This is a genomic window from Azospirillum sp. TSO5, assembly GCF_003116065.1.
In the GTDB taxonomy this organism is placed as follows: Bacteria; Pseudomonadota; Alphaproteobacteria; order Azospirillales; family Azospirillaceae; genus Azospirillum.
On the sequence record NZ_LGQY01000019.1, the window covers coordinates 41,564 to 55,411 of the forward strand.

Consider the following 13,848-nt stretch of genomic DNA (forward strand, 5'->3'; position numbering starts at 1 on the left):
CATGGCCAGGATCGACTTCATCCAATCGCTGCACGCCTCCACCAAACGCAACTATGTCCAGCGGGTCGTCGAGAACGACAAGGCCGAATGCGCCGAGGTCGCCCGGCGTTTCGGCGCCGATTACTGGGATGGCGATCGCCGCTACGGCTATGGCGGGTACCGCTATGACGGCCGCTGGCGTCCCGTCGCCGAAAAGATCGCCGCCCACTACGGCTTGCGGACCGGCGACCGGCTGCTCGACGTCGGCTGCGGCAAGGGCTATCTCCTGTACGAACTCACCCAGGTGGTGCCTGGCCTGATCGTCGCCGGCCTGGACACCTCGGAATATGCCATCGACCATGCCAAGGAGGAGGTCCGCCCCTTCCTGCAGGCAGGGGACTGCCGTGATCTGCCCTATGGCGACGGGGCCTTCGATGTCGTGATCTCCCTCGGCACCCTCCACAACCTGCCGGTCGAGGGAGTCTTCGCAGCGCTCGGCGAGATGCAGCGGGTCTGTCCCGGTGACCGGAAATACTTCATGGTCGAGAGCTTCCGCGATGAACGCGAAAAGGCCAATCTGCTGTACTGGCAATTGACATGCCTGTCGTTCCACGGACCGGAAAGCTGGGCGTGGATCGCCAGTCAGGCGGGATACACGGGCGATCATGGCTTCATCTTCTTCGAGTGACGCGACGGGCTCGCGCCTCGTCCAGCCGGCCGATCCTTCACGGGCCGCCCCCTCACTGGTGGTGGGCGGCGACAGCATGATCGGACGCGCGCTGATCGCCGCGCTTGATGCCGCCGGGGAAACGCCCTTCGCGACCACCCGCCGCCGTGCCGATGTGGAAGGGCGGCGGCTCTACGCCGATCTGGAGGCCGGGGAATGGGGCGATCTGCCGACCCGCCCCTTCGCGTCGGCCTATCTGTGCGCGGCGATGGCCCGGCTCGACGACTGCTACGCCGATCCCGATCGCGCCATGCGCGTCAACGCCATCCAGACCGCCAGGCTGGCGGCCGATCTGGCGGCGCGGGGTTGCTACGTCCTGCTGCTGTCGACCAATCAGGTGTTCGACGGCCGGCGGGCCGCGCCGCATCCCGATGATCCCACCACGCCGGCCAACGTCTATGGCGTCACCAAGGCGGCCGCGGAGCGTCGCATCCTCGCGCTCGCCGACGACCCCCAAGCTGTTGCCCCCGGCGTTCTGAGGCTATCGAAGGTGGTCGAGCCGGGGATGGCGCTGTTCGCCTCGTGGGTCGGCCGGCTGCGGTCCGGGCAGGAGATCTCTGCCGCCCGGGACATGGCGCTGGCTCCTCTGCCGGTGGCCCAGGTGGTCGATGCCATGCGCGCGATGGCCGCGCACCGGCTGCCTGGGATCGTCCAGCTGGCTGCCGCCCGCGAGATCTCCTATGTCGACGCCGCCCTGCATGTCGCCCGGCGGGTCGGGGCTCCGGCCAGGCTGGTGCGGGCGGTCGACAGCGTGGCGGCCGGCTTTCTCAAGGAACAGCCGCCGCCGCATACGATCCTGGACGGAAGCCGCGCGTTTCGGGAGTTGGGCATCAAGCCGGTCGATCCCTTCGCGGCACTCGATGCCTGCCTCGCTCCCCTGATGACCTGAGAATTCCGATGCCGAATCCGAATGCCTCCTCCGACCCGATCATGGACGCCTGGACGGCGGCGGGGCTGCCGAGTACCGAAGCGGTCATGGCCGGGGCCGGGGAACTGGCAGGCCAGTTCCTCCGCTGGCATGGAGCGCCGCGTATTCCGGAGTTGCTGGGGCTGTTCTGCCGCGAACTCCCCGCCGGCCGAGTGCTGCTCTACGGAGCCGGTACCTTGACGCAGGCGTTGCTCGGCCATTTGCCCGACGGCATCAGGGTGGCCGGCATCATCGACCGCCGGGCTGGCGACATCGCGACCTTCTGCGGGTTTCCCGTCCTGTCGGCCGCCGAGGCGCTGGACCGCCAGCATGATTACGTGCTGCTCGCCCACAACGCCTATGAAATGGAGATGGCCGCCACCCTGGTTAAAGTCGGTTTCGCGGCCGACCGGATCGTTGCGCTCCACGCCGACCCACGCTACCGCGCCTTTATCGCTCCGACGGTGGAACGGTTGGTTGAAGAGGCCTGCCGCCACTCCGGCGATGCGGCGATCGTGAACTGCAACTCGCCGATCATCCATGACCGGCAACTGGCCGACTGGCTGCCTCCAGACCGAACCATTCAGCTGTTCATGGGACGGTCGGCAAACGAACTCGACCGCAACGGGCTTTATGAGACCGTCGATCTGCGTGAATCGCTCGACGCGTTGCGGGCGGCCCTGCTGCGCAGGAGACCGCGGGTCGTCTATGTGCGCAGCATGCTGTTCAAGAATTATCTGGGCATGCTGATCAAGCGGTGGCTGCCTCGGACGACGGTCGTCCAGGAATTCTACGACTATGCGACCCTGTGGCCTGACGCGGATCTGGCCAACCTGTTCGGTCTGAACGCCGTGTCCATGGATTGGCTGCGGCGGGCAGAACTGATCGCCGGCCAGACACTCGACCTCGTGATTTCCAAGCGCGGCGGCGCGCAATGGCACCGTGTTCAGGACCGCTGCCGGGCGCCCTACCGGCTGGTCTTCCCACAGATGGTGGAGGGGCCGCCAGACCGTCCGGGGCCGCCGCGCGCTGATCTGGTCTATGCCGGCTTTCTGCCGTCCCGCTCCTTCCTGCGCAGCTTCCCCGTCGGCTACAATTTCATGCCGCTTCTGGAAGATGTTTGCCGCGATGGAGGCTTGACCGCCGATATCTTCAATGCCGCCCACAACGGCGCCGAAGGTGACGCCATTTTTGCCGATTATCTGCGCGATTACGAAAAGCCGCCCCTGGCTTATCACCGTCGCCTGAGCTATTCCGAACTGATGGACATCCTGGGAAGCTATCGCTTCGGCTGGCTGTGCAACGACCAACGGACCGTGCATCCCGACCGGCAGGTCGGGATCTGCAACCGATGGACCGGGTATCTGAGCGCGGGACTGCCGGTGCTCCTTGACGCAAGCTGGGGTGCCATGGGCGATCTGACGCGGGAGTATGGGGCGGGGCTGGTCATCGAACGGCTGGAATCCGGCACGGTGATTGACACGATCCGCAACGCCGACCATACCGCTCTGGCCGCAGGCGCGCGACGGCTGCGGTCCCATCTTCTGGCAGTGAACGCTGCCGCCATGATCGACATCGCTGCCGTGATCGGACGCGGGCTGGAACGCGGAGTGTAACGACGTGACGAACGGACAGAACAGGATTTCCGGTTCGGACAAGACGGTCGCCCGCGACCCGGTGAACCAGGAATTGTTCGAGCTTGCCGACCGCAGCGGCTTGGCCCGCTTCGGGATCATGAACAATCATGTCTGGCATCACGACCCAAAGCGGCTGGTTTTCACGCTGGCGCGCTACAAGTTCGTCGCCAAGATGCTCGCCGGACGCTCCAAGGTCGTGGAATACGGCTGCGGTGACGCCTTCTGTTCACGCCTTGTCCGGCAGGAAGTCGACGACCTGACCGTCACCGATTTCGACGCGGCCTTCATCGCCGACGCCAAGGCGCGGATGGAGCCTCCCTGGGCCTTCGAAGCGCGGGAGCACGACATCATCGCCGGCCCCCTGGACGGCCTGTTCGACGCCGCCTATGCGCTCGACGTTCTGGAGCACATCGAGGCCGACATGGAGGACCGCGTTCTTGCCAACATCACGGCCTCCCTGACCGAGCATGGCGTCGCGATCATCGGCATGCCGTCCCTGGAATCGCAGGCCTACGCCTCCCCTCAAAGCAAAGCGGGCCATGTCAACTGCAAGACCGGGGAAGGTCTGCGGACGACGATGCTGCGCCATTTTCACAATGTGTTCATGTTCTCGATGAACGATGAAGTCGTCCATACGGGATTCTTCCCGATGGCGCATTACTTGCTCGCGATCGGCTGTACGAAACGGACGGCTTTCGATGGGAGTGGCGCCTGACCCGGGCGCGACAGCGCCACTCCATCAAGCTGCCGCCCCTGTCCTGCTCCGGTCGATCATGACATGGAACGGTGGGCGAAGCGCACGACCTGCAGTGAGACTGGCTGATGGCTGAAAGCATCGGGGAAGATGCGGGGCACATGCCTGCGGGCCGCTTGCCCCCGCGCGCGCAAGTCCTGTTCCACGCAGGACGTTGCGATGAGGCTTTGGCGGTATGGCGGGCAAGCCCGGCGGTACAGGACGTCCCGGCGGCCTTGCGCGCGGCATGCGCGCTGACCCGGCACGGATGGGCCGCGGCTGCCGCCGCCCTGCTGAATGCCATCGCCAGCCGCACCGGCGGAGGGGCGGCGGAAGCCGTTCTACCGCTCGCGGCGACGTGGCTGGAGATGGGGGCAACGGATCGCGCTGCCGAACTGTTCCAATCCTTCGTGGCGGCCGATCCCGGTTGCAGCGCCGCCTGGCTGGGACTGGCGGCCACGCACCCGGTCGATGTCCCCCTGGACAGGATATGGGCGGGGACCCCTGCGGCGGCCGATCCGCTCATCCGGGCCCTTCTGGATGGAAGCGCGGAAAGCGTCGTGGAGGACATCGTGGCCGGCGCCCAACCATCCGGCTGCTTGGCCCCCGGCCTTTACTGGCGGCTGGGCTGGCGGGTCACGGCGGCGCGGGGATACGCCGCCGCCGCCCGTGCCTGCCTGCGCCGGGCGGCGGCGGCGGCACCCGACGACCTCATGACGGCTTACGACTTCGCCGGAGCCTGCCTGCGTGCCGGGCGGGTCGGCGACATCGCCGCCGTATGGTCCGCGCTGCCCGACGAGCTTGCCGACCCCACCCCGTCGCGGCTAGTCGCCGCGACCATCGCGTTGAACGACGACAAAGTCGTGAAGGCATTGGACCTGGCCCGCTCGGTACTGGAATTGGACGATCGCCGGTGGGCGGCCGCCCATGGCGTGGCCCATTCCATCGCCGGCTATGCCCTGACCATGATGGCACGCGATGCCACCATCCGCGGCCGGCTGGCAAGGTTCATGGCGCGCGGAAGTCGGCGGGCGGCCTCGCCGGACGGCCTCGATCCGGCCGGAGCGGCGGCTTCCCTGGCTGCGCAGGCCCGCGATCATCTGGCGACCGTCATTGCCGGCGACGGAACGGCGGAAGCCTGGAACGATATGGGGCACCTGTGCGCCAGTCTCGATGAGCTTGCCGACGCCGACGCCGCCTTTTCCCGTGCCCTGACGATCGACCCGACGCAGCGCAACGCCACCATCAACCTGGGTGTCATCCAACTGCGGCAGGATCGCCGGGCAGATTTGACCGTCCATCTTCGCGACACGCTGTTCCTGTCGGACCTGCCGCCCAGCCTGAAGCACTTCAAGGCCAAGAGCGCCGAACTGCCCGTGGACACAAACGAATGGCGACGGGGAACGGTGTTCAGCTACGCTTGGCGGCGGGTCCTGGCCGAAATGCTGGCGGGGGAAGGGACACCGTGAAATTCATGCTGGCCAAATGCGTGTGGGGCGAGACCTATGTTCGCACCATGCTGGATTACAATCTGCCGTCACTGCTGGCGGAGGGCAATCTGCCGGCGGTCGCCGCCGCCCACGATATCGAACATGTGATCTACACCACGCGCGCCGACGCGGCCGTCATCGCGGCGCATCCCGCCTACGGCCGGTTGGCCCGGGTGGTGCCCACTCGCTTTGAAGACATCGACAATGGCGGAGCAACCGGCTATGGCGCCGTGATCCGTCGCATGAACACCATCCACAACCGCATCCTGCGGGATTGCCGCACCCATGGCGCGATATGGCTGTTCGACCAGCCTGATCACGTCTGGGCCGATGGCGCCCTGGTCCATCTGGCCCGGCGCTCGGAGGCGGGTGCGCGCTGCTGCGTGTTTCCGGCCATTCGGACGGTGGCGGAACGGGTCATGCCGGCGCTGGAGCCGTTCCGGCGGGTGGCGGAGGGCTGCATCACGGTGTCGCCGCCGGCACTGGTCCGCATCGCTCTCGAACACATGCATGTCCATGACATGGCGCGGGTGTGGGGACCGGAAACGGCGACGATCTGGCCTCACCACATCAGCTGGCGCGTCGGCCCGCAGGCCTTGCTGCGGCGCGCCTTCTTCCACCAGCCCTTCACCGTGGCACCGGGGCAGGATTCCGTGGAGGCGGAGCGTTCGGTGGACATGCACTATATCGACCGCGCCTTTCCCGACCCCGACACGCTCGATTTCATTACGGACACCAATGAATTCTTCGTGCTGGAGGTCAGCACCCAGTTCCACGTCATCGATCCCAATCCCCATCCGCTCACCCTGCCTCTCGTCGCCACCTGGGCCTCGGCCAACACCAGCGCCTATCAGCGGGCCTGCTTCGGCCGGGCCATCCGTATCCAGGCCGAACCCGTTCCGGAGCGGCGCTGGAAACGGATGGAGCGCCATACGGCCCGCGTGCATGCCGCGGTCGATGCCACGGTGCGCCTGCACGGCCTGCACGGCTGGCTGCGCGACGACGGCCGTGTCGTGGCCGCCCGGCTGCTGGGACGGGTGCTGCGCGACGCGGCGGCCTTGCGGAGATCGATGCTTCCCAAGGCAGCGACATTTCTGCTGCCGCCCGATTCCTGGCTCGCCGGTTTCGAAGGCCTTGCGCCGGCGGCCCTCGTCGACCGGCTGACCGGCCTGCTGCTGCGACCCTATGATGCCGGGCAGGACCGCCAGGCCATCATGGTCGGCGACGGCTTGGCGGTCCTGCCGGTTTCCGATATGCCAGCCCCGCTTCCGCCGCCCAGGAGTCCGTCATGAGCACACGCCCCTATCTCGACTTCTATGGGAAGCACGGCATCATCCCGGTGCATCAGAACCTCAGCGACATGCACGCCCATTACCGGCGCCGCGAAGCGCTGTACCGGCAGATCGGATTGTGGCCGGCCATGATCCGTGGGCGGCGGGTGCTGGAAATCGGCCCGGGGACCGGCGACAACGCCCTTTATACCGCCGCGCTTGGGCCGTCATCCTACGCTCTGATGGACGGGCACCCGCAATCGGTCGCTGCGCTCAAGGTCAAGCAGGCCGAGGGGCTGTTGCCGCCCGACCTGGAGGTGATCCACTCCGACCTGACGGAATGGACCGATCCCCGGCGCTTCGACGTCGTGCTGTGTGAAGGGCTGTTGCCGGCCCAGAACGATCAAACAGGCTTTCTGCGCATGGTCGCATCCCATTGCGACGATGACGGGGTGGTCGTCGTTACCACGACGAATTGCACATCCCTGCTTGCGGAAACCTGCCGCCGCGTCATGCTGCCGGTGTTCCGGAAACCTGCCGCCGCCCTGGACGATCTGGTGCGCAGGCTGGCTGAGTTCTTCGCGCCAGATCTGCATTCCCTGCCTGGAATGAGCCGGCTCCACACCGATTGGGTTCTGGACCAGATCATTCATCCCTGCACGAAGACCGGCTTCTTTTCCCTGTCCAGCGCCATCGCGGCCCTGGACGACGAGTTCGACGTCCTTGGAACGTCACCGGCCTTCCTCACCGACTGGCGTTGGTACAAATCGATACCGGAATCGACCCAGAGCCGGAACCGGTACGCCCTCGATCAGATCGACCGGTTCGCCGTCAGCTTCCTCGATTACCGGTGCGACCCTGTGCTGACATCCCCGGCATTGGGCAGGGCCATCGAAGCACGCTGTCAGTCCTTGTGGGAACTGCACGTCGATCTGCTGGAAGGGGACGGGCTGGCGGGAATTCCCGCTTTCCTGACCGAGCTTCGGGGTTTGCGTGACATGCTGCCCGACGTTTGCACGGCGACGCGGCAGTCGCTCGACGATTACCATGCCGGCATGCAGGCGATGCTGGCCGGGAAGGACGATGCGGATTTCGGGTCGTTCCGTACCCTGTTCGGCAGGGGACAGCAGTATCTGGCAATGATGCGGCGGTCAAAGCTGACTGGACGGATCGCATGAGACATGCGCAGGAACAGGTGGCCCGATATTTCGGCGCCTACGATGCAGCCACCCTGCCTGCCGGGGCCGAGTTGTTCATCTATGGTGCCGGGGAAGGTGGACGGCTGGTTGCCGGAGAACTGGCCCACCTTCCCGTCCGCATCCTCGGCTTCATCGACGGCAATCCACGGGGGCCGGTCGCCGGCTATCCGGTGTTTCCGCCCGGGCATCTGGCGACGGCGGATCGGCCGGGCATGCATCTGGTCCTAGCCAGCCAGTTCTGGGCGGACATCGCCGAATCCCTGCCGGTCTTCCGTTTCGCCAAGGTCCATAACGCCCATCCGCTCATTGTGCATCTGCAGGGCCGCAAGGCGGGATGGCGGCGCGAGAGCGCTCCCATCGACATTCGGCAAGACTGTTCCGCGCCGGAGCCCCCTGCCGGGCATCCGCTTCTGGATGGGCTGAGGCAGGCTCGGAACGGTGATCTGTACCACGCCGCCGACGCCTTCTACCGGTGGCTGGAAGACGACGGCGCAGCGCTGCGGTTGCGGCCTGAGCCACCACCCTCACTCGAAGATTTGGCGCTCGACGATCCGGACCCGCCATGGGTGGTGAACGTAACGGACGCCCCGGCATCGCCAGCCCCCGCGGCCGGGGCGGCCGGCAAGGCGGAGGAACTGGCCGGCCTCGTCGCCGCGGCTCCGGCCAACGCCAATCTGCTGGCTTATGCCGCCGCTTTGGCCTTGGCGCGCCACGATGCCAAAGCCGGCCGCTTCGATCTGGCGGAGCGCCGGCTGGAGGCCGTGCGGGTATCCCATTCCTGCCCTTCCGGCATGCATCACTGGCTGCGCAACACGCAGCACGCCATCGGGCTCGCCCGCGCGGGCGAACCCGTTCCGCCGCAGCTGGCCCGCTTGGTCGGCGACGACAACGGCTATTTCTCCCGCCGCATGTGCCTGCTTCCTTTTCAACGCTTCGACATCCAGGCCGATGGCGCAGTCCTGGTCTGCTGCGGTCATTGGCTGCCGACCGCGATTGGCAATGTGTTGGCCCAGGAAGCCGACAGCGTCTTGAATTCCCCTGTCGTGCAGGACATTCGCCGGTCCATGCTGGATGGCAGCTTCAAATACTGTGATGCGGTCAAATGCGGGGCGATCGCCTCGGGAACCCTGGAGAAGCGCGACGAGGTGGTCGACCCCGAGGTCCTGGCCGCGATGGCGACCGGCCGCGTCACGGTCGACCGGGTCCACAGCATGGTGTTCGCCATTGACCAGAGCTGCAATCTGTCTTGCCCGTCATGCCGAACGACGGTTCAGGTCGAAGGGCGGGAAGAGCGGGAGCGCAAGCTGCGTGCCGTCGACGAGGTCATTCTGCCTTTGCTGTCCAAGGCCTCGCGCTTGCAACTGGATACCGCCGGGGAACTGTTCGTCAGCAAGGTCGCGCGCAGACTGTTGTCCCGGCTGAACCCGAAAGATTTCCCCCATCTTGAGGTGAACATCATCACCAACGGCACGCTGTTCGATGAGCGGCAGTGGGCCTCTTTCCCGGACGTCCAGCCGATGATCGGCTATGTCCGGGTTTCGACCGACGCGGCAACGCAAAAGAACTTCGAGAAGCTGCGGCGTGGCGCTCGGTGGAATGTTTTCCGAGCCAATATGGATTTCATCGCGAAACTGCGCCGTGACGGCAAGATCAGGGAATTCGATACGTCCTTTACCTACCAAGTCGATAATTTCCGTGAAATTCCGGATTTCATATCCTGGTGCTTTTCGTTGGGTTGCGATTACGTTAATTTCGAAAAGCTGGAGAATATTGTATTTTCCATTCGGGACTATCTTGAGAGAGCCGTCCATCTCCCCGGCCACCCCGACCATGACGACTTTCGCGCCGTCCTCCGGCACCCTGCCGTTCACGATCCGCGCGTTCGCTTCGACATTGATCTGGCGAATTTCTGATTTTTCTACCCCATCATCCTCCTACGATGATATTGGAAAGTTACGATGAAGCAGGTGCCTGACGCAGAAGAAACCAGCTTGTGCTTTCACCATGTCATGGTGGTTTGGGGCGACGCATTTATCGATTTCTTCCTGCGTTTTGCGCTTCCCTGCCAGCTTTCTCCGGGGAACATCGCCGGCCTGCGGCATAACCGCAGTTCCAAATACATCATCTACACGACACTCGCCGACATCGACAGGCTGCGCCGCTCCGAAGCCGTGCGGAGACTGGCGACCTACATCGAGGTTGAATATTTCGTCGTCGATCCGGAGGACGTCCATCACTTGTACGGAGGGGACGTCCACAATGTGCTGGCGGCGTTCCATCGCCATGCCGTCGTCCAGGCGGCGGCGGCCAGGGCCTATCTCATCATCTGGGCGCCGGACGCCTTGATGTCGGACGGGACGTTGGCCGAAGTCGAAGCGCAGGCGATGGATGGTGCCGACACCGTGCTGGTCACCGGCCTCCGGACCACGATGGAAGAGATGCTGGGTTGGCTGGAAACCAAGCCGGCGGAATCCTTCTCCTTGTCGTCCGACGACATGGTGCGCCAGGGCATTCGCCACCTGCACCCGATGATCGCGAGCATGGAATGGGGGAGCGAGCGCTTCAACAACCGCTGGCCGTCACAGTTTCTTTGGCGGGGCGGCGACGGGTTGATGCTGGTCCATAGCTGGCATCTCCACCCCCTGATGACCCGGCCCGGCTCGCGAAGCGCGCATTTCGCGACCACGGTCGATGGCGATTATCTGCAAGGCATCGGTCACGGTGCCGGCCGCCGCCATGTCTGTGGCGATTCCCGCAAGATCTGCGTTCTGGAAGTCAGCCGCCGTGATTACGGCGCCGGCTTGCTGTCGGACCTCGCGCCGTTCGATCCCTCCCGTTTTCGTCAGTGGGCCATGTCGGCACTGCAGCCGATCCATTGCGATTTCGTCCGCCACCCGCTGGTTTTCCGTGACGGTCGAGCGACGGACGAGGAGGTCGAAAACTTGTGCGCCGAGGCGGCGGGGATCGTCGGCCCTCTGGCCGATGAGGCGGCCCGCTACATTCCGTATCTGCGGCCCCTGCGCACCCTGGAATCTTTGCGTGGGGCCGGACAGGTGTGGATCTACGGCTGTGGGCAGGCAGGGCGCCGCCTGTCTGCCCGGCTGCGCGCGGCAAGGATCACGATGACGGGATTTCTCGATTCCCAGAACCGCCATGACGATCTCGACGGATACCGGGTGTTGCCCGTTGCCGAATACGCGCAGTGCCGCCAGGCGGACGATGCCGTCATCGTCGCTTCGCAGTTCGTCGAGGAGATCGAGGGGGTGCTCCGGAGCCTGAACATCAGCGATGCATTGAACGCCTCCTATCTGCCCGACGACGGCAGGAGCAGCGAGGGCTTGGCGTTGAGGATCGTCCGCTTCGATCCGGGCGGCTCGGTTTAGAAAGTCATGCGTTTGACAGGAAATACACGACGCTCTCGCCCGATTTTAGGCGATCCGATCCAGAATGGATTCCTGCTACATTCCATCGTTTCATCGCGTTTGCCATGGGGTCCCTGGCGGTTCCGGTCGCAAACATGTTGGATAACCGCCGTCACCGTGACCGGCGCCTTGTATCGAGAGCCGGGATATGAAAGTCGCTGCGTGCCACCTTTGCGGACAGGACGCCTTGATCGAGGTCGAGGCGTTCCGCCGATTTCGGCGCATCACGTCGGATTTCCGGCCCTGGCCCTCCGACGGGCGGCTGGCGGTCTGCTCGGCCTGCGGCGCGGCCCAGAAGATGGCGACGGAGGCATGGCGCCAAGATTGCCACGCCATATACGCCAGCTACGACGTCTATCCCCAGGGGGACGGCAGCGAACAGGTGGTGTTTGCGTCATCGGGGGCCGGCGAAGCCCGTTCGCGGGTCATCCTGCGGCGGCTGATCGACGAACATCGCCTGCCGGAGACGGGATGGCATCTGGATTTCGGCTGCGGCGACGGTAGCCTGCTGCGCAATGCCGCCGCCGTGCTGCCGGGCTGGTGGCGGGCCGGCGCCGAAATCAACGAATCGCGCCGGCCGGAGATCGAGGCGATCGACGGGGTGCGGGAATTCTATGCCGGAAACATAGCGGCGATCCCGACGCGCTTCGACTTGGTCACCACGGTCCATGTCCTAGAGCATTTCGAACAGCCCGCAACCATTGCCGCCATGCTGGCCGGCAAGCTGGCGGCGGGCGGGCTGCTGATGATCCAGACCCCGGATTTGCTGAACAACCCCTTCGACCTGCTCATCGCCGACCACGCCACCCATTTCACTCCGGCCGTGATGCGCCAGTGCCTGGCCAAAGCCGGGCTGGCGCCCCTGGCCCTGACGGCCGACTGGACCCCCAGGGAACTGAGTGTCGTCGCGCGGCGCGCGGAGGTCGGCGCAACCGAAGCCGGCGCGGATTCCGCGATGACGCTGGCATTGGTGGAAAGCCACCTGGACTGGCTGGACAGGCTGGTGGAGACAGCCCGCCAAGCTGCCTCGACGCAGCCGATCGGCCTCTTCGGGACCTCCATCGCAGCCTCCTGGCTGTTTGGCGAGGTTTCAGCGGAAACGGCATTTTTTGTCGATGAGGACGATGCCCGCGTCGGTTCGACTTATCACGGCCGGTCGGTTTTCCACCCGACCCAGGTTCCGCCGGGATCGCGCGTCCTGATCGCCCACACCCCGGTGTTTGCCGAAACGGTGATCGAACGCCTCCTGGCATACGGCCATTTTGACGTGGTGATGCCGCCGCCCTTCGATTGAGGCGAGACCGCGTGGCGGAGGATGCCGTCACACGAAGTCGGCATGCTCCGGATTCAGCCGCGCCACTTCGTCCAGCAGCATGTTCTTGGTATGAGACACGCAGTGATGGGCACAGGAAACACTGGGGTTGAAGCCGCTCAGAAACGCCTGGACCCGCTCCGAGAACCAGAAATCCCTGAACCGTCCCTCATCCAGTTCACCGATGCGCCCGGCGTCGGTATAAGCCTTGTCCTGGCAGGTATAGACGCAGCCGTCGGCGCCGATGACGGTAAGAAACCGCAGCATCGAACAGGACTGATAGAGTTTGGTGAAACGCTCCGGCAATGCGTGGTAATGATCGACGATGCGGAAGCTGTCGGTTTCCAGCCGGCGCGCCTCGACGATCTGGGCGGCGACGGTATCCTGAATGGCGAGATGATAGGCTGCGTTCTCCGCCCCGCTGTTGGCGACGACCACACCCGACAGCTTCACATGGGCAACCCCGACCGACCTGAAGATAGCGCAGGCCTCCGCCACTTTGCCGGCATTCTCCGCACCGATCACCAGATTGACGCCCAGCACGCAGGATGATTTGCGGGCGGTGAAATCGGCCATGTTCTCCAGAAGCTTGGTGAACGCTCCCGGACGGACGCCCCGGGCGCGGGCGTAGGAATCGTCGGTCACCGCGTCGACGGAGACGCGCACCCAGGCACCGTGGGCGGCGAAAGCGTCGGCCATGCGGCCTTTCAGGTTAGCGCCGTTGGTCAGGGTCGCCACCTTGACCCCACCGCCCCCCAGGATCCCGATGATCTCGGGCAGTTCCCGGTAGAGCAGCGGCTCCCCTCCCCCAGAAAAGGTGACGGCCTTGACCCCCATGCTCACCAGATCCGTGGCGATGCGGCGCAGGGTTCCGACAGGCAGACGAGCCTCCTCGTCCATCTCGTCGCCCAACTGCAACCCGTCGGCACGATAGGCGCAGTACCAGCAGGAATGGTTGCAGCGGTTGATCGGCTTGATGCGGATGTGAAGAGGGGCCGAAGGCATCTCCGCCAACCAGGATGCAACCTGGTCCGGGTGGCGGAATACCTTGGCGGCGCTATAGACACTGCCCTCGCTCATCACTGCGATCCCGGTTCGACTGTACGACGGTGGCAGGCAATTTCCGCCAGAGACACCCACGAAACGGGGGGGTGGCGCAAAGCCCTTTTCC

At 65.2% G+C, this 13,848-nt stretch carries 11 protein-coding genes; 10 read left to right on the plus strand and 1 reads right to left on the minus strand.

The features are described from left to right. Window position 1 precedes the first annotated feature (1 nt). From TSO5_RS05305 to TSO5_RS05350, 10 genes are all read left to right on the plus strand, one after another. The gene (locus tag TSO5_RS05305) at window positions 2–667 is read left to right on the plus strand and encodes a class I SAM-dependent methyltransferase (protein WP_109150598.1); all 666 of its coding nucleotides are present in this window, start codon (window positions 2–4) and stop codon (window positions 665–667) included. Then, on the plus strand, window positions 645–1,595 hold the full coding sequence (locus TSO5_RS05310) for a sugar nucleotide-binding protein (RefSeq protein WP_109150599.1): 951 nt from the start codon (window positions 645–647) through the stop codon (window positions 1,593–1,595). The genes TSO5_RS05305 and TSO5_RS05310 overlap by 23 nt, the downstream gene beginning before the upstream one ends. A 41-nt stretch (window positions 1,596–1,636) precedes the next feature. Continuing rightward, window positions 1,637–3,229 carry a hypothetical protein gene (locus TSO5_RS05315; protein ID WP_146203685.1) on the plus strand — a complete coding sequence of 531 codons (1,593 nt, stop codon included), beginning with the start codon at window positions 1,637–1,639 and terminating at the stop codon, window positions 3,227–3,229. 4 nt (window positions 3,230–3,233) lie between these two features. Beyond that, entirely contained in the window at window positions 3,234–3,965 is a 732-nt protein-coding gene (locus TSO5_RS05320) for a class I SAM-dependent methyltransferase (RefSeq protein WP_199230807.1), read from the plus strand. 254 nt (window positions 3,966–4,219) lie between these two features. After that, window positions 4,220–5,452 (plus strand): tetratricopeptide repeat protein, encoded by a 1,233-nt coding sequence (locus TSO5_RS05325; RefSeq protein WP_109150601.1) that lies wholly within the window; start codon window positions 4,220–4,222, stop codon window positions 5,450–5,452. After that, window positions 5,449–6,765: a hypothetical protein gene (locus TSO5_RS05330; protein WP_109150602.1), complete on the plus strand. Its 1,317-nt coding sequence runs from the start codon at window positions 5,449–5,451 to the stop codon at window positions 6,763–6,765. Before TSO5_RS05325 ends, TSO5_RS05330 begins: the two co-directional genes overlap by 4 nt. Then, entirely contained in the window at window positions 6,762–7,922 is a 1,161-nt protein-coding gene (locus TSO5_RS05335) for a class I SAM-dependent methyltransferase (protein ID WP_109150603.1), read from the plus strand. The genes TSO5_RS05330 and TSO5_RS05335 overlap by 4 nt, the downstream gene beginning before the upstream one ends. Continuing rightward, window positions 7,919–9,856, plus strand: a complete 1,938-nt coding sequence (locus TSO5_RS05340) for an SPASM domain-containing protein (RefSeq protein ID WP_109150604.1) — start codon at window positions 7,919–7,921, stop codon at window positions 9,854–9,856. The genes TSO5_RS05335 and TSO5_RS05340 overlap by 4 nt, the downstream gene beginning before the upstream one ends. A 45-nt stretch (window positions 9,857–9,901) precedes the next feature. Beyond that, window positions 9,902–11,326 carry a hypothetical protein gene (locus tag TSO5_RS05345; RefSeq protein WP_109150605.1) on the plus strand — a complete coding sequence of 475 codons (1,425 nt, stop codon included), beginning with the start codon at window positions 9,902–9,904 and terminating at the stop codon, window positions 11,324–11,326. A 187-nt stretch (window positions 11,327–11,513) separates the two neighbouring features. After that, entirely contained in the window at window positions 11,514–12,659 is a 1,146-nt protein-coding gene (locus tag TSO5_RS05350) for a class I SAM-dependent methyltransferase (RefSeq protein ID WP_109150606.1), read from the plus strand. Between the two features lie 27 nt (window positions 12,660–12,686). On the opposite strand, the gene TSO5_RS05355 is transcribed toward TSO5_RS05350, so the two are convergent. Then, entirely contained in the window at window positions 12,687–13,757 is a 1,071-nt protein-coding gene (locus TSO5_RS05355) for a radical SAM protein (protein WP_109150607.1), read from the minus strand. Window positions 13,758–13,848: the final 91 nt, after the last annotated feature.